Origin of the sequence: Bifidobacterium moukalabense DSM 27321, assembly GCF_000522505.1 — a bacterium.
GTDB classification, from domain to species: Bacteria; Actinomycetota; Actinomycetes; order Actinomycetales; family Bifidobacteriaceae; genus Bifidobacterium; species Bifidobacterium moukalabense.
Genome location: NZ_AZMV01000001.1, coordinates 410,042 through 433,915, shown reverse-complemented (window position 1 = coordinate 433,915; position 23,874 = coordinate 410,042). Strand labels below are relative to the sequence as shown.

The following is a 23,874-nucleotide window of genomic DNA, read 5'->3' as shown; positions in this document are numbered from 1 at the left end:
CGGTACGGAATCCGCCTATAGTACGGGGACGGCGAGCACATATTGGGTGGCGTGACCGGTCCCGCCGGCCGCGCCACCCGCGGTATGTCGATTGCCGAGATGTTGCGCGGCCTCCTGCAGTACGGCGGCCGCATCGGCAAGATCGACGGTCTCATCGATCAGATCACTGGAATCGGCCTCGATCGGCGCACGCGAGCTCGTGATGCAATACGCGCTGACCGGCAGCGTTCCCGCGCCTGCGGAAGCGGAGGCATCGCCCGATCGTGCGGAATCCTTCGTTCCGTTCTTCGCCGTGCCGTCCACTCCCCCGACCTTCGCCATGTTCTTCGATGTGGTGTCGGCGGCGGTGCCGAACGACGAGCGCAGTCCGCCGGCGTAGCTCATCACATCATTCATGCTGATGGCGTTCCTGTCATCCACCAGGCTTTCCATGGTGCCGTCTTCGCTTTGCTGGCGAATCGCCTTGGTCTGTGCGCGTTCGACCCTGCGTTTGGCTTCCTGACGGGCCTTTTCGGCCTTTGCCGGCAGAGTCGTGCCCTCGGAGAGGGTGTGGCCTCCCTGCACGGAAACGATCCGTACCGTGCCGTGCGCGGTCGTCGAGGAGTCCTGCGATGCGGTCGTGGCGGAGTCGCCGGCGGTGCCGCCGGAAGCATCATCGGCCCCAAGCTGATCGGCGAAACGCGCCACGATCTGATGGAAGGCGCTGGCCTGGCCGGTATGTTCGCTGGCGTCCGCCAGAGCGCTCATGGCGTCGTCCACCTTGCCTGCGGCCGCGGCAAGCTTCTTGTTCGCATCGATGCCGTTGCGCACGTCCGCGATCGCCTGTTGCTCGTACTGCGCAGCCGTTGCGGCCGTGGCTCCCAGTTCTTTCAGACGTGCGGTATAGGCGTCGGTGAAATCCATGGAGTACGGGATCATCGCACTCGACAGCTGCGATTGGCCGGCGCTGTAGTCCTTGGCCCCCCGTTGCTGTTCCTCGCCGGCGCGCCTGCTCAGTTCGGCTACCAGCCCCGACGTGCCACGCTGTTCGATGACGCGGATCACGTCATCCACTGCGTCGGCGGCGCCGGCATGCCGGTAGGCGGCGCTCACATCATTCACCGCATTGGCCAGATCGACCACGGACTGCGCCACGTCCGTATCGCCGTTGAGTTCGGCGGCGGTGCCGAGAATGGCGGAGAGTTGCGTGGAATCGCCGATCGAACCGGAAAGGTGGGTCGTATATGAGCCGACATACGAGTCGATATAGCCGTCGAAGGCCTGCCGATGCGTCACGGACCGTTCGGCGATGGTGCTCTTGGCCAGTTCCTTTTCCTGGTCGCGCAGCTTTTTCAGCTGTTCGATGAGCTGATGGTTGCTTTGCGATCCGACATTCGTCAGACCGTCCACCAGATTGGATGCACGGTCCGTCAGATCGTTGAGATTGTCGGCGAAATCGTCGTCGCTTCCAGCCCGTACCGCAGCGATCGCCAATGAGCTCATCGTGAAGTGCTTGGCGTCGACGTACGTGGTGAACGTCAGGTCCTCACCCGGTTCGCCCACTGCGGCGACCAGTGTGGAGGAGCTGCCCGGTATCACGGTCACGCCATCGTCGGAGACGACGTCACTGCCGACGCGGCTGGGAATGGTGAAGGCGACCACGGGCACGAGGTCGCGTGCGTCGTCGGTAATCGTTTGGGTTGCGCCGTCGACGGCCTTCACCGTCAGGCGGATGCCGACCATGCCGGTGGCACCGTTTATCTGCCGCGTGCTCACATCCGGGCCATCCAGCGTGAACGTGGCGTTCACGGACCATGGCAGCGACACCTTGCCGGCGACGATGCGCCGGGAAGCCGTGGAGCCGCCATCCGTCAGATACAGGCGCCCGGGCCGGTCCACGGCCGCGTAGGAGCTCATCACGTCATGCGAAGACACTTCGGCGGCATAATGCCCGTTTTGACGAATCTGCCCTACGATACCGGACACGCCTATGCCGGCCACCGGCAGGCCGCATAGCACGACCGTCGCAACGGCGACGGCGCACGCGCGATCCACCGTACGAATATTGCGATGACTATTGCGCATGCCGGACCTTCCTCGCAATCACAGTATTGTTCCAAAGCAAACAATCTACTGCGCGGCATGCCCGTGGAATCCGGAAAATGGGCAGATCAGGCGAACACGTCGAGTATGCCCGGATCGCCTCCCGCATCGGCGATGCGCTTATGACGGCGTTTGGCTTCGGTCACCACGAATTCGCGGTACATTTCGGCGATATCGGGATCGAGACCGGCATCGACGGCAATGCGATGCAACCGTTCGATCTGGTAGTCCTCACGCTTGTAGTCGGCCGGGGCGAAGCCGGCACGCGCCTTGAGCACGCCCACCTGGGACGTGTATTTGAATCGTTCCGCCAACAGCGACACGATGGCCGTGTCGACATTGTCGATCGACTGACGCAACGACTTGATCTTCGCCACGGTTTCGGCGACCTGGGGATCGCCTTGGGCGGTATCCGCATCGATGACGGTTTCGGTTTCGTCCTGCTCTGCTGGCCGAAGCCAGTCGTGTTCGCTATCGCTCATGGCTACCAGAGTACCGCTATTTTGTGAAGTAACGCTGCAGTACGATCGTGGTTTCGGTGCTCACCGGAACGGTCCGGTGAATGACGTTGAGCAGTTCCTCGAGCTTGCTCGGCGATTCCGCACGCACGGTGAGCATGTAGCTGGGCGAACCGGCCACGGAATCGCACGACATGATGCCGTCGACGTCACGCAGCTTTTCCGGGATTTCGGATTCGCGCGAATAGTCGACGGGAGTGACCGCGATATAGGCGCTGACCGGCAAGCCGCGCTTCTCATCGTCGATGATCGCCTTGTAGCCGCTGATCACGCCTCGACGCTCCAGCTTCTGCACGCGGGACTGCACCGCGGACACCGACAGTCCGGTCGCCTCCGAAAGCTGGGCCAACGTGGCGCGGCCATCCACTTCCAACATGTTCAGGATACAGGTATCGATGCCGTCGATCTGGCATGCGATCGATCGTGCGCTCTCCGCAGTGGCGCCACTACTCGTCATAAACGGTTCCTCCTCATACCAAGCCCCGTATCATCAATATCAGCAATGCCGATACCCCTAGCGACGATCGGCGTAATACCCCTAACCTTACCCACCTCAATGCACATCGAAACGCATTTCTCTCACTGCACAAGCGTCGTTTTTCACCATAAATGGATTTAAGCTGATTATTTTTACCATCATTCCGTCATGTGTTGCAATGTTTACTTTATGCAGACCTAAAAAACATATTTTTTTATTCTTTCCGCGAATAAGAAAATCCTGTTTATATAGTGGCCGCAAAATCGGAATGCCATCATAGGGGGTTCATCGGCAAAAAAGAGGGGCAGGCAGCCGATTCGCTGCATGCCCCTCTGAAGGGATATCGCGGATTTATCCGATCATGGCTCCACGATTCGGCCATGTCTGCGATTCCCGCAGAAGGTATCGTCGGCTGTCAGTTGCCGTTGAACGCGTTGCCGCTCTGCTGAATCAGCGAGGCCATGAAGTCGCGGTTGGTCGCGGTTTTCTTCAGGCGCGGCACGAGCGTCTGGTAGGCCTGTTCCGGTTCGAGACCGCCCAGCAGTCGACGCAGGCGGTAGATGATCGGCAGTTCCTGCGGATCGGTGATGAGCTCCTCGCGGCGGGTGCCGGAGGCGTTCATGTCGATGGCCGGGAACAGACGCTTGTCGGCGAGCTCGCGGCTCAGGCGCAGTTCCATGTTGCCGGTGCCCTTGAATTCCTCGAAGATCACCTCGTCCATCTTGGAGCCGGTTTCCACCAGCGCGGAGGAGATGATGGTCAGGGAACCGCCGTTTTCGATGTTTCGGGCGGCGCCGAAGAACTTCTTCGGCGGGTACAGGGCCTGGGCGTCCACACCGCCGGACAGGATGCGGCCGGAAGCCGGTGCGGCGATGTTGTAGGCGCGGGCAAGGCGGGTCATGGAGTCGAGCAGCACCACCACGTCCTGGCCGAGCTCCACAAGGCGCTTGGCGCGTTCGATGGCGAGTTCGGCGACGGTGGTGTGGTCGGAGGCCGGACGGTCGAAGGTCGAGGAGATGACCTCGCCCTGCACCGTACGTTCCATGTCGGTGACCTCTTCCGGACGTTCGTCCACGAGCACGACCATCAGATGGACTTCCGGATTGTTGGTGGCGATCGCATTGGCGATGTTCTGCAGGGTGATGGTCTTGCCGGCCTTCGGCGGGGACACGATCAGGCCACGCTGCCCCTTGCCGATCGGCGCCACGATGTCGATGAGGCGGCCGGTGAGTTTGTTCGGCGTGGTCTCCTGCTTCAGGCGCTCCTGCGGATACAGCGGGGTCAGCTTGTTGAACTGCGGACGGCTCATCGCCTCTTCCACGGACAGGCCGTTGATGGAGTCGATGGACTGCAGCGGCACGAACTTCTGACGCTGGTTGCGGCGATCGCCCTCGCGCGGGGTACGGATGGAACCGTGCACGGCATCGCCCTTGCGCAGACCGTACTTCTTGACCTGGCCCATGGAGACGTACACATCGTTCGGTCCCGGCAGATAGCCGGAAGTGCGCACGAACGCATAGGATTCGAGCACGTCGACGATGCCCGCGACCGGCACGAGGTCTTCCTTCGACTCCTCGCGGCGCTGCTCGCGGTCGGCGTGATCGTTGCGGTCGGCACGATCATTGCGCTCGTTGCGGTCGGCATCACGGCCACGTCGGTCCTCACGATCGTCGAAATCGCGATCGCGCCCGCGCATGCGTCGGCCGCGACGCTCGGTGCGGTCGTTATTGCGGTCGCGGTCATTGCGGCCACGGCCGTGACGGGTGTACTCACCATCCTCGGCGTCGGCATGACGATTGTCTTCGGCATCGTTCTGCGTGGGCAGGGCGGCGAGAATGTCATCGAGATCGCGTACGACGTCCTCGTCCTTCGTCTCCTCCACGGAGGCGCGGCGACGGCGACGGGGCTCGTTGTCGAAATCATCCTTGCGACGGCGGCGACGATCCTCCTGCTTTGGCTGGGCACCGTCGATGGCGAGCTCGGTGAGCAGGTCGGCCCCGCCTTCGGCGTCACGGCGCTTACGGCGGTCGCGGCGCTGCCTCGGGGCCTCGTCCAATGCGTCAAGCGCATCCACCGCGGCCTTGGCTTCGTCGGAAGCCGCCGGAGATTCATCGATCGGGGCTTCGGCCGAGGCCTTCACGGCCTTCTTGCGGCGACCGGCGTGCCTGTCGGCCGGCGCTTCGGCCTGCGGTGCCGGTTCGGCGGGTTCCGCAGCCTCTTCAATGGGCGCGGCATTCGACTCATCGACGGCAGCATCGGCGTCGACGGCGGACTTGGCCGCTCGGGTGGCCTTCGGTGCACGCACGGTGACGCCGGCCGGCGCTTCACCGCCGGAACGGGCGGCCTGAAGCGTTGCGAGGAGTTCGGGCTTGCGCATGGTGGAGGTACCGCGAAGTCCCATCTGCTTGGCGAGCTCCTTGAGCTCAGGCAGTTTCATATCTTCAAGATTTGGGCTTGTTGCCACTGGTTATGCCTTTCCTTGGCTCTACAGGCGCACGCCTGCAACAGCTTAAAAAAAAGAATTGCGGAAAATCCGCCGTATGAAAGGTTCGCCGCGAATCATCACGGTTTTCGAACTCTGATAACCATACAACGCAATCCAGACCAACGCAAAAACCATGCGCACGTCGCGCGGCCGCCCGCAATGAAAAAGCCCGCCAAGCCGAAGCTTGGCGGGCCGGAGAAGACGCTGCGTTATCTACTTTTCCTCATGATAGGACTTGTCGGTATTGACCGACCACACGTTCTTCTTGGAGGTCTTGCCGTTCCTGATGTTGCCGACGGCCTCGATGGCGGTGGCCATGGAGTGGTCCATGTTGTTGTAACGGTGCTGGCCGTTACGCCCGACGCAGTAGAGGTTGCCAAAGGAGTCGAGGTATTCGATGAGTTCCGGCATGCGGTCATAGGTGTCGAAGTAGGCCGGATAGGCCTTCTTGACACGTTCGCGATGGGAGTCGAGCACATCTTGCGGACCATTGATGACCTGCATGCGGGTGAGCTCCTGGATGGCGAACTTGGTGGCCTCCTCATCGGACATGTTCCAGAAGGAATCGCCTTCCTCGCAGAAGTACTCAAGGCCGATCCACACGGTATCGTCGACATCCTTCACCAGATACGGGCTCCAGTTGTTGAAGATCTGCAGGCGGCCGACCTTGTAGCCCGGATCCTGCACGTAGATCCAGCAATCCGGCACGATCGGCGGGTTGCCAAGGGTCGGGATGTCGGTGGTGTTCTTCAGACGCAGGTGCTTGACGAGCAGGCCGACGGTCACGAAGTCGCGGTAGGGCAGGCCATTGGCGATTTCGGTCATATCGTTCGGAGCGGGCTTGTCGGAGGCGTCCACGGCGTTGACGAGATCCTTGACCGGCATGGACGAAATGAAGTTGTCGGCGGCCATTTCGGTGCGGTTGCCTTCGGAATCCTCATATACGACGGAGGAGATCCTGCCGTCCGCCTGACGGATCTCGACCACGTTGGCGTCGGTGATGACCTTCACGCCGGCGGCCTCGCAGTTGGCCTCGACGGTCTCCCACAGCTGACCCGGACCATACTTCGGGTACCAGAACTCTTCGATGAGGGAGGTCTCGACCTCGGAATTGTCGCGCTTCTTCGGCATGAGCTTGGCGAAGGCGTTCTTCAGTACGCCCACGATGCTCAGGCCCTTGACGCGCTGCGCGCCCCAGTCGGCGGAGATCTGCGAGGGGTGACGGCCCCACAGCTTTTCGGTATAGCCTTCGAAGAACATGGAGTAGAGCTTGCGACCGAAACGGTTGATGTAGAAGTTCTCCAGATTGGTTTCCGGCAGCTTGTGCACCATGGACTTCAGATAGCTGAAGCCGGCAACCAGGGTCAGCTTCGGGCCCATGGCCTTCAGGGTATTGGCGCTCAGCGAAATCGGATAGTCGAAGAAGTGACGATTCCAGTAGATGCGGGACACGCGATGACGCTTGAGCATCACCTTGTCTTCGACCTCCGGATCCGGACCACCCGGTTCCATGTCGTGCTCGCGGCCGAGCTTCCTGTCATCGTAGCTGGGGGCGCCCTGCAGCGGCAGGACCTCCTTCCACCAGTCCATGATGCGTTCGTCCTTCGAGAAGAACCGGTGACCGCCGATATCCATACGATTGCCGTCGTGCTTGACGGTGCGGGAGATGCCACCAAACTCACGGGTTGCTTCCAGCACGGTCACGTCGTAGTTTTCGGAGCCACCGTCTTTGGCAAGCTCCCAAGCAGCGGTCAGGCCGGCAGGGCCACCGCCAATAATCACCACGGATTGCTTTTGCGTCACTTTGAGGTCTCCTTATAAAAACAAAATCAGACACAGTCTACTAGAAGGTAAGGAAACGTACATTGTGCCGTGTGCGGATGCACACAAAATTATTCCCTGAGCCAAACCCGCGATCCTCACGCATGCATGCCCGATGCCGCCTTCCGCTTCCCCACGAAGGGCGGCATCGGGTGATCGGCATCAGCGGCGCATACGCCACACACTCAATGAGATGCCGGCCATCGTCAGACCGACCGCCAGTACGGCGAGCACCGCAATCGTGCTTCCGGTACGTTCCAGCGATGCCGGCCGGCCATCGCCCGCGGACGTCGTCTTGCCGGCACCGGCCGTCTCATCCGTGGCCGTCTTGCCGGCACCGGCCGCCGTCGCATCAGTGCCGGTCGCCGTATCTTCGGACGTCTCCGTCTTCGAGACGGTCTGCTCCACGATGCGGGCATCCTGGCCGAGCGTCTTATGGTCGGACGCGAGGCAGCTCTTCAGCTCGGTCAGCTTATACCACTTCGAGCCGTCGGCGATCGGCGTGCATTCCGAGCGGAACGCAATCTCGTTCTCGTTATACAGCATGCGCACAATGGGCGTGTATGCGCTGCCGGTGGCCGGATCCTCACCCTGCCTGGCGTATACGTCCCACTGCACATTCGTGGCCATCGGCGTCACCGATTCGCCGCGCCACTCGTTGTTGTCGTAGGTGTACACGTCGGTGGTGGAGGCCGAAGCCTGCTGCGTGGAGCCAGGCAGGCCAAGCAATGCGGCGAACGGCATCATGGTCTCGGCATGGGCGAACCGGAACGTCGCCACCGTGGAATCCCCGCTCACTCTTGCATCAATGGCGTTGAAGAAATCATCCAGCAGCGGCTGCGCAATGGAGTACGTCTCGCTCTGACCGGCGTAGCTCGGCCCCTTCTCATAAAAATCCTCGGCATCCAACGCCCAAGCGAACAGTTTGGCGTCCTTCGCATGCTCTCCCTGGAAATACTGGCTGAAATCAAAGGTGTGGTCGCCGGTGTTCTCGTTCTGCATGTCGGCGGCGATGATATACAGGTTGTACAGATCCATCGCTGCGTTGTATTCGTTCTTGATCTTCTTGGAACCGTCGCCACACGCATTGGCGTCTTTGGACGCATCAGCGCCCGGCGCACAGTTCACCGCGCCCTTCTTGGTACCGTCGGCGGTGTTGTACCACGTGTATTCGCCGTCTTCGAGCTTAGCAAGGAATTCGTCGGTGAAGATCTGCGACAACAGGTCATGCGCGGCCTGCTTGACGTCGGCATTGTCGCCGATGGTCTCCTCGGCGCCGGCGATGGTCTCGTCGTTGGCCACGAAATTCTGATAATCATTCGCGATGTCGTATGCCGTGGTGCCCGGCGTCTTTTCGGTACCGTCGGGATTCTGCACCTTATGGAAGTACAGGGTGTCGGGATTCTTCTGGAAATCCTTGCCGTCGCCGGAATCGGCGGGATTCGTCGGCTTGACGACGTTGCCGGCCAGCTTGCCTCCGGAGGCCGCGTTGAAGCCCTTTTCGAAGTTTTCACCGGATTCGGTGGCACGCGCCTCACCGGAGGATTGGTAGGAGATCGTGCCGCCATCGGTTGCGGCCTGATCGAACAGCGACCGATTGCGCTGGTACGCGCGCTCGCCGATGCCGTAATGCTGATCCGCGCCCTGCCCAGTCAGCATGCCGTAGCCGTTCTCGACATTGGCCGCGGTGATGCCGTTCAGATTCCTCATGAACTCGGTTTTGATGGCATCCGACTTGAATCCGCCATCCCGCTCGGCGGTTTCGGCCATCTTCATCAGCAACGCATCATACTTGTAGCTGGACAGGCCCCGTGATCCATGACGGGCCATGCTTTCGGTATAGATTGGCTCGTACCCTTCCGGAGCCTGGCTATAGGATGCCATGGTTGCGGCGCTTGGCGCCACATACGGCTGCTTGCTGCTGTAGTATTGGCCGTCGGATTCCAGGGCCAGAGCCGGGCAGACCGTTCCCGGCATCAGTATGGCGGTCGCGGCGACGCATGCAACGGAACCGACGATCCTCTTCACTGTTCGTGTCGACATCAACATTCACCTTTATCTCATAGGCAATGGGGCGGGCCCGTGTCTCGGGACGCATCATGAATGTTGTATGCGCGCAAATCAAACATGACATGCGCATCAGGTGACATTCCGGCAAACTATGGCCGTACAGTCGGCGAACGGCCGGTATGCGGGAATGAGCCGACGGGATCAGTGGATGTCGTCGGGGATGTCGATATCGGTTTTCTGCACCTCTTCGACGTTCACGTCCTTGAAGGTGACGATGCGCACGTTCTTGACGAAGCGGCTGGAACGATACACGTCCCACACCCATGCGTCGGTGAGCTGCACGTCGAAGTAGACGTCCTGGCCGGCGGAACGTACGTTGAAGTCGACCTTATTGGCCAGATAGAAACGACGCTCGGTCTCCACCACATAGGTGAACAGCTTGATGACGTCGCGATATTCCTTGTATAGCGCCAGCTCAGCGTCGGTTTCGTAGTTGTCGAGATCCTCGGCGCTCATCACTTGCCTTCCCTGTCACGTTTACGGCCGCGTCCCAGTGTACGCCACCAGGCTTCCTTCGAGGTCTTACGTTCGGGGGAACCGTATGGCCAGTTGTTTTCGGCATCGGCATCGCCGTTGACCGATTTGCCGGAATCGGCCTCATCGGCCCGTTCGCCGACCCTGGCCTCGGCGGCATCGACATGGCCGGGTTTCACGCCGATATGCTCGTAGGCCTCTTCGCGGGTCATGCCCGGCTTCTTGCCGGCCTGTTCGTCGGCCTTGGCCCTGGCTTCCTCCTGCGCATTGATCTGAATGGCGATGGAGTGCTCGCGAGCGCTCAGCGCCTCCTTGACGCCGGGGTTGTCTTCGATTACATGCATGCCGAATGCGTCAAGGGAGCGGATCGGATCGAATTCGTCGACCAGTGTGTCCATGACGATCAGATCCTGATACCGGTTCTGCGAGGCGTTCCATAACGCGTCGCGGGAGCGGCCGGACGGTACGAATCCCAAGGACTGGTACACGGAGACGGAGCGTGTGTTCTGTTCGGGCACGGCCACCCAGATCCTGTGCATGCCGAGGCCCGCCGGCTCCGGTGCAAAACCGTATGTCATCACGCGTGGCATGATGTCGCGCGAGTAGCCGCGTCCGCGGAAATCCTGCCCCAGGATCACCTGGATGCGGGCGGAACGGGCCCATCCGTCGATATCGATCAGGAAGATCATGCCGATCACGTTGTCGGAGGAAGCGGCATCGATCTCGCCATTCCCGTCGTGATCGGATTCCGTGATGATCGACCATGCCACGGTACGGCGGGATTCCGGATCGCCCACGCCGGATTCCTTCGAGGTCTCGCCGTTGGCCCATGCCACGGAACGGCGAACCCATGCATGCACGGCGGCGCGTTCGGCGACACGATCCTTGCCGGTGATTCCGGAGGCCCCCGGATATGCGTCGATTACGTCCATGCGATCGAGATCCGCAACCGTCGCCGGACGCAGGTGTACCATTTCGCCACGGATCGGCGGGATGGTGATTCGTGCCGGCAGTTCGCGGGATTCAACGCCCACTGTCGACGACTCAGCATTTTCTGGCATGTCTTCGTCCCTTGCATCGTTACAGGTGCGGCCTATGCCACAACCATTCCGACGGTATTGTACTCGGCTGGAGGATCACTGGGAATCACAAGGGTGAAATTTCGCGTGGAATCTCCCCCGATACCATGAAAGAACACGCCGGAAACCCGTTTTGCGGGGATTCCGGCGTGTGAGTTGGGCCGCGGAGCGAAGCCGCGCCTTACTTGATCTTGCCCATCACGATCTTGGTGACGGCCTTCGCGTCGGCCTGACCGCGGGTGGCGCGCATGACGGCGCCGATGATCGCGCCCATTGGCTTCATGTTGCCGCTCTTGAGCTTCTCGACGATGTCCGGATTGGCCGCCAGAGCCTCATCGACGGCCTTTTCCAGTGCGCCGTCGTCGGATACGACCTGGAAGCCGTGCTTCTTGACGACCTCGGCAGGGGTGCCTTCGCCGGCGAGCACGCCGACGACGGTCTGCTTGGCGAGCTTGTCGTTGAGCTTGCCGTCGGCGATGAGCTTCTCGACTTCGGCCACGTCGGACGGGGTGATCGGCAGCTCCTCAAGACTCGCGCCCTTGGCGTTGGCCTCGCGGGACAGCTCACCCAGCCACCACTTCTTGGCGCCTGCGGCGGTCGCACCGGCCTTGACGGTCTCTTCGAGCAGATCCAGGGCGTCGGCGTTGAGCACGTCGCGCATCTCCAGATCGTTGAAGCCCCACTCGCCCTTCAGACGATTGCGGCGCTCACGCGGCATCTCCGGCATCTGGGCCCGCATCTCTTCGATGTGTTCCTTGGTGATGTGCAGCATCACCAGATCCGGATCCGGGAAATAGCGGTAATCGTCGGCGTCGGACTTCACACGACCGCCGGCGGTGGTCTGCGAGGCCTCATCCCAATGACGGGTCTCCTGCAGAATCTCGCCGCCTTCGGAGAGGATCTGCGCCTGACGACGGATCTCGTACTGCACGGTCTTTTCGATGCCACGGAACGAATTCACGTTCTTGGTTTCGGAACGGGTGCCGAACGGGTCGGACGGGCTATTGCGCAGCGACACGTTCACGTCGGCGCGCATGTTGCCCTGCTCCATGCGGGCATGGGAGATGTTCAGCGCACGAACGATGTCGCGGATGGCGCGCACATAGGCGCCCGCGATTTCCGGAGCGCGCTCGCCCGCGCCCTCGATCGGCTTGGTCACGATCTCGATCAGCGGCACGCCGGCACGGTTATAGTCGACCAGGGAGTGGTCGGCGCCTTCGATACGGCCGTCGGCGCCACCCACATGGGTGTTCTTGCCGGCGTCGTCCTCGATGTGGGCGCGTTCGATCGGCACGCGGAAGACGGTGCCGTCCTCAAGCTCCACGTCAAGGTAGCCATTGCCGTTGGTCGGCTTGTCGTACTGCGAGATCTGGTAGTCGCGCGGCATGTCCGGGTAGAAGTAGTTCTTGCGGGAGAACTGGCTCCACTCGGCGATTTCGCAGTGCAGGGCCAGACCCAGCTTGATCGCGTAATCGACGGCGGTCTTGTTCAGTACCGGCAGGGAGCCCGGCAGACCCAGGCTCACCGGGGTGAGCTGGGAGTTCGGCTCGCCGCCGAAGGAGACTTCGGCCGGGCAGAACAGCTTGGTGGTGGTGGACAGCTCCACGTGGGTTTCCAGACCGATGACCGGATCGAACTTCTTGACGGCATCGGCGTACTTCATCAACTTTTCAGCCATTGTGTTTTCTTTCCTCCGATGCTTCCTACTTGCCCAGACCGTCGAGCCACGGGGTCTTCAGGGACTGCCAGATCGGACCGTTCCAATCCTCTTCGAGGGCGGCTTCGAGAGCCGCGGCCGGCTTGTACATGGCTTCGTCACGCTGTTGCGGGGCGAGGAACTGGAAGCCGACCGGCAGGCCGTCGTCGCTCAGGCCGGCAGGGATGCTCATGGCCGGAACGCCGGCAAGGTTGGCCGGAATGGTGGTGATATCGATGGCGTACATGGCCATTGGGTCTTCGGTCTTCTCACCGAATTTGAAGGCGGTGACCGGGCTGGTCGGGCCGACGAGCACGTCTACTTTCTCGAACGCCTTCTTGAAATCATCGATGATCAGGGTGCGCACCTTCTGGGCGGAACCGTACCAGGCATCGTAATAGCCGGCGGACAGCGCGTAGGTGCCCAGGATGATGCGGCGCTTGACCTCGTCGCCGAAGCCGGCCTCGCGGGTGTAGGCCATCATGTTGGCGGCGGTCTGCGGAACGTCTGCCGGCGGCATCACGCGCAGGCCGTAGCGCATGCCATCGTAGCGGGCCAGATTGGAGCTGACCTCGGACGGCATGATGATGTAATAGGCACCCAGGGAGTATGGCAGATGCGGCAGGGACACCTCAGTGACCTCCGCGCCCATCTCTTCGAGCTTCTTGACTCCTTCCTCGAAGCGGGCCATGACACCCGGCTGGAAGCCTTCGCCGCCGAGCTCCTTGATCAGGCCGACCTTAAGGCCCTTCAGATCACGCTTCATGCCTTCGCGGGCGGCCGCCACCATCGGGCGCGGACCCTCCGGGATGGAAGTGGAGTCACGCTTATCGTGGCCGCCGATCACTTCCTGCAGCAGGGCCGCGTCAAGCACGGTGCGGGAGCACGGACCGATCTGGTCGAGCGAGGAGGCCATGGCGATCGCCCCGAAACGGGAGACGCCGCCGTAGGTGGGCTTGACGCCTACGGTACCGGTCAGCGAACCCGGCTGACGGATGGAGCCGCCGGTGTCGGTGCCTAGGGCGAGCGGTGCTTCGAATGCGGCCACCGCGGCTGCGGAACCGCCGCCGGAACCGCCCGGTACGCGCTCGGTATCCCACGGATTGTGGGTGGTCTGGTAGGCGGAGTGCTCGGTGGAGGAGCCCTGCGCGAATTCGTCGAGGTTGGTCTTGCCCAGCAGCGGCATGCCTGCGGCCTTGAGCTTCTTGATGACGGTGGCGTCGTACGGCGGCACCCAGCCTTCAAGGATCTTGGAGGCGGCGGTGGTTTCGATGCCCTTGGTGACGATCATGTCCTTGATGGCGATCGGCACGCCGGCAAGTTCCGGCAGCTGTGCCTTTTCCTCGTCGGACTTGGCGTCGAAGGCGTCCGCCTGTTCGAGAGCCTGGTCGCCCGAAACCTTCAGGAAGGCCTTGACGCTCGGCTCGGCGGCCTCGATGACCTCGAGGTGGGCCTCGACCAGTTCGCGGCTGGAGACTTCCTTGGCCTTGACCTTGGCCGCCATCTCGGCGGCGGACAGCGTAACGATTTCAGTGGTGCTCATATCACTCCTCCCCCAGAATGCGTGGGGCGACGAACATGCCGGCTTCGGAGACCGGGGCGCCCGCGATTGCTTCCTCCTGGGTCAGCGGGGTCTCCGGGACGTCCGGACGCAGGTAGGCTTCCAGTGGGATCGGGTTGGCGGTCGGCGGCACGTCGTCGGTGGCGATTTCCTGCACCTTGTTGATGGATTCGGCGATGACGTTCAAATCGCCCTGCAGGCGCGTGATTTCCTCATCGGTGAGTGCGATTCGGGCCAAATCGCCCAAATGCACGATTTCTTCTTTGGTGAAAGTAGGCATGCCCTTAACAGTAACGCGTCTGTGTGACGAGTACGCGTCTTTATTCGCCGGCCCAGCATGTTCCCGAGCCGGTCCCTCTCCCAGCCCGGCGCGGCCCGTGCCGGTTCCTCTCACAGCCCCATATCCGACGAATTCCGTCACCCGCCGGAAGGATCGCCCCGCTATGATCGCCCTCAAGATTCCAGTTCATCCAGTCGCCTAAGGAATCCCACGGGGCGTCGGAGTCGTGGAGTTACTGGGTTTTGTTTCGTTTGCCCTCGCTCACGGAAGAATTCCGCGGACCGTCAGAGTCGTGGAGCGGCATGCTGGGTTATCCATGCGTGCATGGAGACCGCGGCCGCGGCGCCGGCATTGATGGAACGGACGGAACCGAACTGGGAGATATAGACCACGTCGTCGGCCAGCTCGAGCGCCTTTTCGGATAGACCCGGACCTTCCGCGCCAAAGAGCATAAGGCAGCGTTTGGGGAAACGGTAGGTTTCCATCGGTACGGCACCGGGAATGATGTCGAGCGCGATGATGCGGGCGGCCTGCAAATCGGCGATCTTCGCTTCCAACTCGGCCAGCTGCACTGCCAGACCCTCGGCTTGGGCTTGGTCGTCAGCGGACGGGGCATCGGCGGACGACGATTGTGCATCTGCGGTTTCGCGCATGCGGAACTTGATGGCCGCGACCTGCGATTGCGCCGCCGCGATTTCACCGGAGATGCGATGCTTCCAGCATTCGACAAGCTCTACGATGGACGGATGGTTTTCGACATGCTGGTACAGCTCGGTCATGAGCGCGCCCTTGCGGTTCCATTTATGCGGCCCGACGATGTGCACGCGGGCTGCCTGGAACGCATTGGCCGTACGTACCATGGATCCGATGTTGAAGTCGTGCGTCCAGTTCTCCACGGCGACTTCGAACTCGTGACGGCCACGCGCATCAAGATCGGCCTTGATGGCCGCGACGGACCAGTAACGGTAGCGGTCAAGCACGTTGCGACGGTCTCCCTCGTCGAGCAGGACCGTGTCGAACCTGGAATCGTGGTTCGGTGATTGGGGATCGTCAGGGCGATCCTCACCTGGATGCGTTTGCGCCCAGGGCCCGACACCAACCTCTCGGAAGGTTGGTTCGCCAGACGCCTTCGCGGCGACATCGATGGGATTGGGATCGTGCACTATTCCTCCAGAATCAGCATGCTTCACCACGCCAAACGTCGTGAAACATCTCGTGAAACATTCCTTAAACCTTGTTAGAAAAATCCTATGGCCGAACCGCGAACCACCTCATGCCGTAAACCGAAATGGCTCGTCAAACGAATCAGTGAAGCTCGGATTCCTTATAAACCTGCACGAACGGCAGTTCCAACCTTTTTCCGGAGACGGGATCGACGACCTTGATGGCCGGCTCGGTCATATCGACCCCGCCGATCAGGGACGCAATGGCGAGCACTTCGGCCCCTTCGTTCTGCACTATGGAGAAATCAAGGCTCAGCTCGTTGCCATTACGCAGAGTAACCAGCGAAGATGTCTGCACATACGATTTTTCGGACAGCCAGGAGTCAAGCAGCACCACACGCCTGCCTTTGATGGACGGCCCCTTGATGGACGGGTACACGAAATCCATGACGAAACCATCCAGATCCTCGCCACGGGAGGCGGCCGCCTGAATCATGGCGGAGACCAGCGGTACCGCGGCGGCGGTCAGGGCGCCGACGGCATCGAAATCATCGACGGAATAGCCGGCCTCCTCCAACGAGTCGAGCAGAATGTGCCCGACAATGGAGGCTCCGCGATGGTCGAACGTCACGGATGCAAGCTCCGAGAACGGCTTGTTCTTCATCTCGGCCTGCAATAGGGTTTTGAGCTGATCACGCGGCTCGAGCATGGCGAAATCGACGGTGGACGGTGCGGCAGCGGACGGTTCGACGGCAATGGTCGTTGCGCCCTCGGTGGCGGCGGGCATGGTCTTACGGAAGGTCTTCTCGTCAGTCATGGCTCCAGCCTATCCTTTCGGCTCGTCAATCCCGCTCATCGTCTACGGTTTCGGGAGCCGTCAGCTCGCGGATATCCGCCTTCTCGGGCGGGAGGATCTCCACGGATTCGATGACCTTGCTCTGATCCACACGCTGCAGCTTGCGAGCGGTGACCAGCACACGGGACTCCAGCGATGAGGCGAACGCATTGTAGGCGCCGACCGTTCTGGTGATCGCCGTGCCAAGTTTGGTGGCACGCTCCCCCAGCACCGCGAAGCGCTCATACAGTTCACGTGATAGATCGAACAGCATCTTCGCGTCATCGGTCAGGCTTTGCTGCTGCCAAGCGTAGGCCACCGACTTCAGCACCGCCCACAACGTAATCGGCGAGGTCAGCGCCACTTTACGGGCGAACGCGTCGTCCATCAGCGTCGGATCGGTTTCCAGTGCGGCCTGCAGCAGCGATTCGTTCGGGATGAAGGCGATCACGAAATCCGGCGCATCCGGGAACGCATTCCAGTAGGCCTTGTCCCCCAGCACCTTCACGTGGTCGCGCACCGCCTTGGCATGGGCCCGCAGCAGGTCCGCCTTGCGTGCCAGTTCCTCCTGCGAAGCGGTATCGGGAATCTCACAGGCACGCTGATAATCGGCATATGGTGCCTTCGCGTCAATCGGGATGGTCTTGCCGCCAGGCATGTGGACCACCATGTCCGGCCGCTGGGTATGCCCATCCGCATCGGTGACGACCACCTGCGTGTCGAAATCGACATGTTCCAGCAGGCCCGCCGATTCGACGATGTTGCGCAACTGCGCTTCACCCCAGGCACCACGCACCTTGTTGTTGCGCAATGCGGCCGACAGCGAGCTCGTCTCACGGTCGAGCCTCGCCTGCTGCTCCCCCAAGCCCTTGAGCTGCTCGCCAAGCGCGCCCATCTCCCGCTTGCGCCCCTCCTCAATCCGGGAGACCTTCTCCTGGAGGGCGTCAAGATTCTTCTGTACAGGGGCCAAAGCGGAGAGCACCTTGCTCTGTTCCTGCAATTGCCGCTCGTTTTCGGATTGCCGACGTTCCGCCTCCGCCGCGGCCTTTTCACGCTCGCGCTCGATTCTCGTCTGTTCGGCACTCTGCGCCTGCGCCAGCTGGGATTTAAGGTAGGTCAGCTGCTGATTCAGTCCTTCCGACTGCGTGCGGTACTGCGCCACGGATGTGGTCAGATCGCCGATCCGCTGCCGATCGACCTCAATCTGCGCCTTCGCCTCGTTCAGATCGGAGGTACGCGCGTCCCGCGCCATCTCCTGCCCCTTGGATCGGCCTGCGAAAAAGCCCGCAGCCGCCCCAAGCGCGGCCACGACCACCATCAGCACCACTATAAACACAGGATTGTCGAACATATGTTCTAGTAAACAGCATGCGGTGGACTATACGTCGGAACACCCCGAATCCGTTCGGCAAACCGTGATTCATCCGCATGGACAACCACCCGATGCCCCGCACTGGATTATGCTGGGAACAGCCGTATGAGAGCGAAGGAACACAAGAGGCTGGTATGGGATTCGATTTGTTCATGGCCGCAGTCGCCATCGTCGTCGCATCCATTGCGACATGGGGCATTCTCAGATTCTTCCTCGGCCGGCCGCCGACCGACGGCGATCCGACAGGCGCGACATCGGCCAGTGGCAAGGAACCCCCAACAGTCGGACCGTCGACGGAAAACCGGCCGAACGGCCCCGCCGCAGGCCCTGATACGGCATCATCGGGGACCGGACGGCCCGATGCCGAACGGCCCGAAAGCCCCGCCTCCATCGATGCCGCGGAACCCCCCGATGACGGCCACCGGCACATCGCCCTGCTGCTCGGCATCGCCACAATCCTCACGATTCCGACGTTCGTCGTCACCATGCTCATGCTTGGCAACGTGACCATGCCCGACTGGTGGACCAATCCGTGGCTGCATGCCATCGTGATCACGCCGGTCATGTTCTATTGCGGCGCGCCGATTCACCGTTGCGGCCTGCCCGCATTGCAGCGGCGCACACCGAATGCGGATTCGTTGATTTCGCTCGGCATGTCGATCGTCTATGTCTACAGCCTGCTGCTGTGTGTGGTGTCGTGGATCTTCCCGGCCGGTTCGCGCGATCCGTACTTCGCGTTTGTCGGCGTGGTCGTGATGCTGGCATTGGCCATTCGCCTGGTCCGTCAGAAATTGGTGATCATACGGTTCCCGTTCGAACATGATGCGACCGGTGCGGGGGACGCGCTCCTGCGCACCAGAATCGGCCATGTGATCCACACCCGTGTACTGCAGATCACCACTGCGGTGACGATGATCGTCGCCGTGTGGACGTTCGCACTGTGGCTGGTGTTCGGCGTGCAGCCAAAGCTTGCGGTTGCGGTGCTCATCGCCGCAACCGTGCTGTCGGTCGCCGGCCTGGTGCTTGAGACCGGCGACCGGCCCTCCTCCCTCTGACGAAGAGAGGGGGACGGCGGAACCGAATCCACCGTCCCCCCTCGGCAAAGCCGGACGCCCTGTCAGAGGGCGCAATCCGGGCTTACTTGCCCATACCCTCCAGCTGATCGCCGGCCCAGGCGGAGAGTTCGAGATGCTCGCCGCCGGTCTGATCCACCAGCACGGTGTCGCCATCGTGCACCTGACCGGCAAGCAGCATGCGTGCCAGCTGATCGCCGACCTCGGTCTGCACCAGGCGGCGCAACGGACGGGCGCCGTACGCCGGATCGTAGCCGGTGTTGGCCAGCCATTCGCGCGCCGAATCGGTCACATCGAGCTTGATGCGACGCTCGGTAAGGCGAGCGGAGACCTGTGCCACCTGAATGTCCACGATGCCGCCCAGCTCCTCGCGGGTGAGCGGGTGGAACATGACCAGCTCGTCCAAACGATTGATGAATTCCGGCTTGAACTGCATGTGCACGGCATCCATCACGGCCTTCTTCTTGGCGTCCGCATCCAAGTCGGGGTTGACCAGGAACTGCGATCCCAGGTTGGAGGTCATGATCAGAATCGTGTTCTTGAAGTCCACGGTACGGCCCTGGCCATCGGTCAGGCGGCCATCATCAAGCACCTGCAACAGCACGTCGAACACTTCCGGATTGGCCTTCTCCACCTCGTCGAACAGCACCACCGAGTATGGGCGGCGACGTACGGCTTCGGTGAGCTGGCCGCCCTCCTCGTAGCCGATGTAGCCTGGCGCGGCGCCGATCAGGCGAGACACGGAGGCCTTCTCCATGTATTCGCTCATGTCGATGCGCACCATGGCCTTCTCATCGTCGAACAGGAAGTCCGCGAGTGCCTTGGCCAGTTCGGTCTTGCCTACGCCGGTGGGGCCTAGGAACAGGAACGATCCGGTCGGGCGATTCGGGTCGGAGATGCCGGCACGCGAGCGCCGCACGGCGTCGGAAACCGCTTCGATGGCTTCCTTCTGACCGATCACGCGCTTGCTGAGGTATTCCTCCATGTGCAGGAGTTTCTCGTTCTCGCCCTGCATGAGGCGGCCGACCGGGATACCGGTCCATTCGGACACGATGCCGGCTACGGAATCGGCGTCGACATGGTCGGGCACCATCGGCTCGGTTTCGGTGGATGCCGCACCGTCCGCATCGTTACCGTCGGCGGCGGCTTCCGCCGCTGCCAGTTCCTTCTGTATCGCGGGAATCTCGCCGTACGAGATGCGGCTGGCCTTTTCCAGATCGCCTTCGCGCATGGCCTTGTCGGCTTCCACGCGCAGGTCGTCGAGCTTGGCGCGCAGATCGCCGACCTTGTTGTGGCCGGCCTTTTCCGCATCCCAACGTGCCTTGAGGCCGCTCAGCTTTTCGCGGGCGTCGGCCAGATCGGCCTGCAGTTTCTCGAGGCGGTCCTTCGAAGCGGGGTCCTCAGCCTTCTTGAGCTGCATCTCCTCCATTTCGTAACGGGTCACCTTGCGCTGCAGTTCGTCGATCTCCTCCGGCGAGGAGTCGAGTTCCATACGCAGGTGCGCGGCGGCCTCGTCGACCAGATCGATTGCCTTGTCGGGCAGCTGACGGCCGGAAATGTACCGATTCGACAGGGTCGCGGCGGCGACCAGCGCGTCGTCGCCGATCGTCACCTTGTGGTGCGCTTCGTAGCGTTGCTTCAGACCGCGCAGGATGGCGATCGTATCCTCCACGCTCGGTTCGCCGACGAAGACCTGCTGGAAACGACGTTCCAACGCCGGATCCTTTTCGACGTTCTCGCGATATTCGTCGAGCGTGGTCGCACCGATCAGGCGTAGTTCGCCGCGGGCCAGCATGGGCTTGAGCATGTTGCCGGCGTCCATGGAGCCTTCGGCCGCGCCTGCGCCGACGATGGTGTGGATCTCGTCGATGAAGGTGATGATCTGTCCGTCGGATTTCTTGATTTCCTCGAGCACGCTCTTGAGGCGTTCCTCGAACTCGCCGCGGTACTTGGAGCCCGCCACCATGGAGCCGAGGTCGAGTGAGATCAGCTTCTTGTTTTGCAGGGTGGTCGGTACGTCGCCGGCGACGATGCGCTGCGCCAGGCCTTCCACGACGGCGGTCTTGCCGACGCCCGGTTCGCCGATGAGCACCGGGTTGTTCTTGGTGCGTCGGCTCAGGATCTGGATGACGCGCCGGATTTCCTGGTCACGGCCGATCACCGGGTCGAGCTTGCCGTCTTTCGCGGCGGCCGTCAGGTCGGTGGAGTACTTTTCGAGTGCCTTGTACGATCCCTCAGCGTCGGGGCTGGTCACTTTCGCACCTCCGCGCACGCCCGGCACCGCCTCGCGCAGCGCCTTGGCGGTCACGCCGTTCTTCTCGAGGATCTCCGCGGATTGGTTCGGCTTGCTTGCCGCGATGCCGATGAGCAGATGCTCGGTGGAGACGTATTCGTCGCCCATCGCCTGCATTTCCTTCTCGGCCTGTGCGATCGCGGCGGTCAGCTGACGGCTGGCCTGCGGCTGCGATGTGGTCGAGCCGCTGGCTGCCGGCAGTGCGACCAATGCGTTGCGCACCGCCGCGCCGATGGCCTGCACGTCGCCGCCCGCAGCCTGGATGAGACCGCGAATCACACCGTTTTCCTGACGTAGCAACGCGTCCATCACATGCAGCGTCTCGACTTGTGCGTTGCCTGCGGCGGACGCGCTTTGAATGGCGTCTCCGATGGCTTCCTGAGCCATCGTCGTGAACTTCTGTTCCATATCATCCTCCATGGTTCGCGTCGTCCTGCATGTCGTCTCTCGCGGCTCATTCACCGCGGAACGACCGCAATCCGGCGCATATGTCGTTGTCTGATATGCTCAACCGACTTCACCGCCATTCTATTCCCAAAACTTGAGCCATCAACGCTCAACTTTCGATTTTCCTTATAGAACAACACCAGAGAAAAATCAGGCATGCCTGATTTTGTTGCGCTAGATGGCTATGAGTTATGGAATCGGCCACGATCGACGCTTCCAGCCACACGACTCTCCTTGGATATACAAAAACTGCCTCGCTGACGGCAACATACGTCATAGCTAGGCAGTTTCAAGGCAGGTTCAGAGGACGGAATAATATTCGATGGAATGCGTCATCCGGCGGTCAGCCGCGCAGCACCACGTTGCGCAACGAACCGATGCCCTCGACGTGCACGATGTCCTCATCCCCCGGATCGAGATGGCCGGACGCGTTCGGCGTGCCGGTCATGATCACATCGCCCGGCAGCAATGTGGTGAAGCTCGAGATCGCGGCGATTTGCTCCGGAATGCCATGGATCAGGTTCGCCGTGGTGCCCGACGCCATCTCTACGTCCTCGCCGTTGAGCGTGAACGAGATCTTCGCGTCCCTCCAGTCCAGATCATCACGCGTCACAATCCACGGACCGAGCGGGCAGGCGGTATCGAAGCCCTTCGCACGCGTCCACGTCGGGTCGAGCCCCTGCAGGTCGCGCAGCGTCACATCGTTCACGCAGGTGAAGCCGAGCACATAGTCCATGGCCTTCTCCACCGGTACGTTCTTGGCGATGCGTCCCATCACCACGGCGACCTCCGGCTCGAAATTCATGTCGTTGGAGCACGGCGGAATCACGATCGGATCATCCGGGCCGATCACGGAAGTGCTCGGCTTGGTGAAGATCACCATATCCTCCGGCGCATGCCTGATTTCGGAATGGCCGGCCTCATGCATGAACCGCGCATGCGCCTCGTAGTTCTTGGCCAAGCCGTACACCTTCGACGGAATCACCGGCGCAAGCAGGCGAATGCCGTCACCATCGACCGGGAAGCGCTCGCCGGTCGGCTTGACAGCGGCACCGGACAGCGGATAGCCGTCCAATGCCACGAGGTAATCCTTGCCGTCGCTCTCGTCGGTCTGCACGAAAGCGTACTGCGGTACATCATTATGCGAAAAAACGTGCGATTCTCATGCCCTTTAGTCTACGCCGATTCAGGCGGCCCGGCCGTTCTCGGCATGCGTACGGAGATTGAGTTGCGCACGCAGGGCATCGACTTCCTGCTCCAGCTCATCGATTCGGCGCACCTGCTGATAGATCATCAGATCGCGCACGTCGATGCTGCCATCACACGTAGTGGTCGGAAAGGTGATTGCACGAGGAGTCGCCTTCGGAATCCGCGACTTTGAGGGAGGACGGCCCGAAGTCACGGTCTCCATCGATGTGAGCACGTGCCCGCCGTCAGCATCCAACCGATCTTCATATTCCAAACCGGACGTCACAACGGAAGTGCTTTTACGCCACCGTGCAAAACAACGTTCGATGCGCTTATAACCAATCAACGCCGGGTCAAGCCCTGCCTCACGAAACAGCTTGACCGGCGACTCACCGGCACGATACCTGCGCATGCATGATTGTTTGAACGCTTCGGAATAGGTGATACGTCTCGATGTGGCCTCGGCCACCGCCGGCAATGTTTTCAGATAGGCAACTTCTTCGGGGCTGAACATTCCTCCGCCATTGGACATGACGGCCCTCCTTCGCCTCGCGCGCGTCTGCGTTCGGGACCACAGTCGAAACCCCTCTTCCATCGTCTCGACGACTACCTAATAAGGATTATCGTATATGAAAATAAGTCTTACCCCAAATGAAATTATCTCATTCCCTCAATCCCCCTATATTGATATCTGAATCCTTATTTTCAGTTGATTTTTCAACATTTCATATACACCCTTTTAAAGAGCGACCAAACCATCCTAATTACCACCTTATTTTATTTTATTTGCTACGCGCATAATTCAGTTGACAGACTCGGTATATATGCCAACACGACTGTGACACCTGGCATGAGATGGTCTTATCATTCCCTTGGCACAAAAAGGTGCCGCCTACGATTTTCGCAGACGGCACTCCATCAGGTCCTTCGGCCATGACTGTTGGGCTGTTATGCCTTGT

Annotated in this window: 17 protein-coding genes and 2 pseudogenes; 1 reads left to right on the top strand and 18 read right to left on the bottom strand. The window is 61.3% G+C overall.

Annotated elements, in window-relative coordinates; translation table 11 throughout:
• Positions 1-15: 15 nt before the first annotated feature.
• From BMOU_RS01850 to BMOU_RS01785, 15 genes and pseudogenes are all read right to left on the bottom strand, one after another.
• Positions 16-2,064, bottom strand: coding sequence for a hypothetical protein (locus BMOU_RS01850; RefSeq protein WP_034874234.1), 2,049 nt, complete (start codon positions 2,062-2,064; stop codon positions 16-18).
• A gap of 86 nt (positions 2,065-2,150) precedes the next feature.
• On the bottom strand, positions 2,151-2,564 hold the full coding sequence (locus BMOU_RS01845) for a chorismate mutase (RefSeq protein WP_034874227.1): 414 nt from the start codon (positions 2,562-2,564) through the stop codon (positions 2,151-2,153).
• A gap of 16 nt (positions 2,565-2,580) precedes the next feature.
• Positions 2,581-3,057: an Lrp/AsnC family transcriptional regulator gene (locus BMOU_RS01840; RefSeq protein ID WP_034874205.1), complete on the bottom strand. Its 477-nt coding sequence runs from the start codon at positions 3,055-3,057 to the stop codon at positions 2,581-2,583.
• 436 nt (positions 3,058-3,493) lie between these two features.
• Positions 3,494-5,542, bottom strand: coding sequence for a transcription termination factor Rho (rho, locus tag BMOU_RS01835; protein ID WP_034874190.1), 2,049 nt, complete (start codon positions 5,540-5,542; stop codon positions 3,494-3,496).
• Between the two features lie 234 nt (positions 5,543-5,776).
• Entirely contained in the window at positions 5,777-7,366 is a 1,590-nt protein-coding gene (locus tag BMOU_RS01830) for an NAD(P)/FAD-dependent oxidoreductase (protein WP_034874178.1), read from the bottom strand.
• Positions 7,367-7,546: 180 nt separating this feature from the next.
• On the bottom strand, positions 7,547-9,433 hold the full coding sequence (locus BMOU_RS01825; RefSeq protein ID WP_137648347.1) for a histidine-type phosphatase: 1,887 nt from the start codon (positions 9,431-9,433) through the stop codon (positions 7,547-7,549).
• A 162-nt stretch (positions 9,434-9,595) separates the two neighbouring features.
• On the bottom strand, positions 9,596-9,910 hold the full coding sequence (locus BMOU_RS01820; protein WP_003838651.1) for a DUF2469 domain-containing protein: 315 nt from the start codon (positions 9,908-9,910) through the stop codon (positions 9,596-9,598).
• Positions 9,910-10,989: a GNAT family N-acetyltransferase gene (locus BMOU_RS01815; protein ID WP_034874162.1), complete on the bottom strand. Its 1,080-nt coding sequence runs from the start codon at positions 10,987-10,989 to the stop codon at positions 9,910-9,912. The genes BMOU_RS01820 and BMOU_RS01815 overlap by 1 nt, the downstream gene beginning before the upstream one ends.
• A 199-nt stretch (positions 10,990-11,188) precedes the next feature.
• Positions 11,189-12,685 carry an Asp-tRNA(Asn)/Glu-tRNA(Gln) amidotransferase subunit GatB gene (gatB, locus tag BMOU_RS01810; protein WP_034874160.1) on the bottom strand — a complete coding sequence of 499 codons (1,497 nt, stop codon included), beginning with the start codon at positions 12,683-12,685 and terminating at the stop codon, positions 11,189-11,191.
• 25 nt (positions 12,686-12,710) lie between these two features.
• The gene (gene gatA / locus BMOU_RS01805; protein WP_034874158.1) at positions 12,711-14,246 is read right to left on the bottom strand and encodes an Asp-tRNA(Asn)/Glu-tRNA(Gln) amidotransferase subunit GatA; all 1,536 of its coding nucleotides are present in this window, start codon (positions 14,244-14,246) and stop codon (positions 12,711-12,713) included.
• A 1-nt stretch (position 14,247) separates the two neighbouring features.
• Positions 14,248-14,544, bottom strand: coding sequence for an Asp-tRNA(Asn)/Glu-tRNA(Gln) amidotransferase subunit GatC (gatC, locus tag BMOU_RS01800; RefSeq protein WP_034874156.1), 297 nt, complete (start codon positions 14,542-14,544; stop codon positions 14,248-14,250).
• A gap of 284 nt (positions 14,545-14,828) precedes the next feature.
• The gene (locus tag BMOU_RS11775; protein ID WP_371851398.1) at positions 14,829-15,197 is read right to left on the bottom strand and encodes a TrmH family RNA methyltransferase; all 369 of its coding nucleotides are present in this window, start codon (positions 15,195-15,197) and stop codon (positions 14,829-14,831) included.
• A 29-nt stretch (positions 15,198-15,226) separates the two neighbouring features.
• Positions 15,227-15,707 (bottom strand): annotated as a pseudogene (locus BMOU_RS11770) (RNA methyltransferase); the annotation flags it as partial.
• A 142-nt stretch (positions 15,708-15,849) separates the two neighbouring features.
• Positions 15,850-16,524, bottom strand: coding sequence for a type I phosphoribosyltransferase (locus tag BMOU_RS01790; protein ID WP_034874152.1), 675 nt, complete (start codon positions 16,522-16,524; stop codon positions 15,850-15,852).
• 25 nt (positions 16,525-16,549) lie between these two features.
• Positions 16,550-17,893 (bottom strand): DNA recombination protein RmuC, encoded by a 1,344-nt coding sequence (locus BMOU_RS01785; protein WP_034874150.1) that lies wholly within the window; start codon positions 17,891-17,893, stop codon positions 16,550-16,552.
• A gap of 155 nt (positions 17,894-18,048) precedes the next feature.
• On the opposite strand from BMOU_RS01785, the gene BMOU_RS01780 reads away from it, so the two are divergent.
• Positions 18,049-18,969, top strand: coding sequence for an ATPase P (locus BMOU_RS01780; protein WP_034874148.1), 921 nt, complete (start codon positions 18,049-18,051; stop codon positions 18,967-18,969).
• 82 nt (positions 18,970-19,051) lie between these two features.
• On the opposite strand, the gene clpB is transcribed toward BMOU_RS01780, so the two are convergent.
• From clpB to BMOU_RS01765, 3 genes and pseudogenes are all read right to left on the bottom strand, one after another.
• The gene (clpB, locus tag BMOU_RS01775; protein WP_034874146.1) at positions 19,052-21,688 is read right to left on the bottom strand and encodes an ATP-dependent chaperone ClpB; all 2,637 of its coding nucleotides are present in this window, start codon (positions 21,686-21,688) and stop codon (positions 19,052-19,054) included.
• 382 nt (positions 21,689-22,070) lie between these two features.
• Positions 22,071-22,893: pseudogene (locus BMOU_RS01770) on the bottom strand (fumarylacetoacetate hydrolase family protein).
• A 20-nt stretch (positions 22,894-22,913) separates the two neighbouring features.
• Positions 22,914-23,447, bottom strand: coding sequence for a hypothetical protein (locus BMOU_RS01765; protein WP_034874144.1), 534 nt, complete (start codon positions 23,445-23,447; stop codon positions 22,914-22,916).
• Positions 23,448-23,874: the final 427 nt, after the last annotated feature.

What these genes read in the sequence shown, in the direction of transcription:
- BMOU_RS01850 (WP_034874234.1), bottom strand. Translation starts at nt 2,064, where the DNA reads ATGCGCAATAGTCATCGCAATATTCGTACGGTGGATCGCGCGTGCGCC.
- BMOU_RS01845 (WP_034874227.1), bottom strand. Translation starts at nt 2,564, where the DNA reads ATGAGCGATAGCGAACACGACTGGCTTCGGCCAGCAGAGCAGGACGAA.
- BMOU_RS01840 (WP_034874205.1), bottom strand. Translation starts at nt 3,057, where the DNA reads ATGACGAGTAGTGGCGCCACTGCGGAGAGCGCACGATCGATCGCATGC.
- BMOU_RS01825 (WP_137648347.1), bottom strand. Translation starts at nt 9,433, where the DNA reads ATGTTGATGTCGACACGAACAGTGAAGAGGATCGTCGGTTCCGTTGCA.
- BMOU_RS01820 (WP_003838651.1), bottom strand. Translation starts at nt 9,910, where the DNA reads ATGAGCGCCGAGGATCTCGACAACTACGAAACCGACGCTGAGCTGGCG.
- BMOU_RS01815 (WP_034874162.1), bottom strand. Translation starts at nt 10,989, where the DNA reads ATGCCAGAAAATGCTGAGTCGTCGACAGTGGGCGTTGAATCCCGCGAA.
- gatB (WP_034874160.1), bottom strand. Translation starts at nt 12,685, where the DNA reads ATGGCTGAAAAGTTGATGAAGTACGCCGATGCCGTCAAGAAGTTCGAT.
- gatA (WP_034874158.1), bottom strand. Translation starts at nt 14,246, where the DNA reads ATGAGCACCACTGAAATCGTTACGCTGTCCGCCGCCGAGATGGCGGCC.
- gatC (WP_034874156.1), bottom strand. Translation starts at nt 14,544, where the DNA reads ATGCCTACTTTCACCAAAGAAGAAATCGTGCATTTGGGCGATTTGGCC.
- BMOU_RS11775 (WP_371851398.1), bottom strand. Translation starts at nt 15,197, where the DNA reads ATGCGCGAAACCGCAGATGCACAATCGTCGTCCGCCGATGCCCCGTCC.
- BMOU_RS01790 (WP_034874152.1), bottom strand. Translation starts at nt 16,524, where the DNA reads ATGACTGACGAGAAGACCTTCCGTAAGACCATGCCCGCCGCCACCGAG.
- BMOU_RS01785 (WP_034874150.1), bottom strand. Translation starts at nt 17,893, where the DNA reads ATGTTCGACAATCCTGTGTTTATAGTGGTGCTGATGGTGGTCGTGGCC.
- BMOU_RS01780 (WP_034874148.1), top strand. Translation starts at nt 18,049, where the DNA reads ATGGGATTCGATTTGTTCATGGCCGCAGTCGCCATCGTCGTCGCATCC.
- clpB (WP_034874146.1), bottom strand. Translation starts at nt 21,688, where the DNA reads ATGGAACAGAAGTTCACGACGATGGCTCAGGAAGCCATCGGAGACGCC.
- BMOU_RS01765 (WP_034874144.1), bottom strand. Translation starts at nt 23,447, where the DNA reads ATGTCCAATGGCGGAGGAATGTTCAGCCCCGAAGAAGTTGCCTATCTG.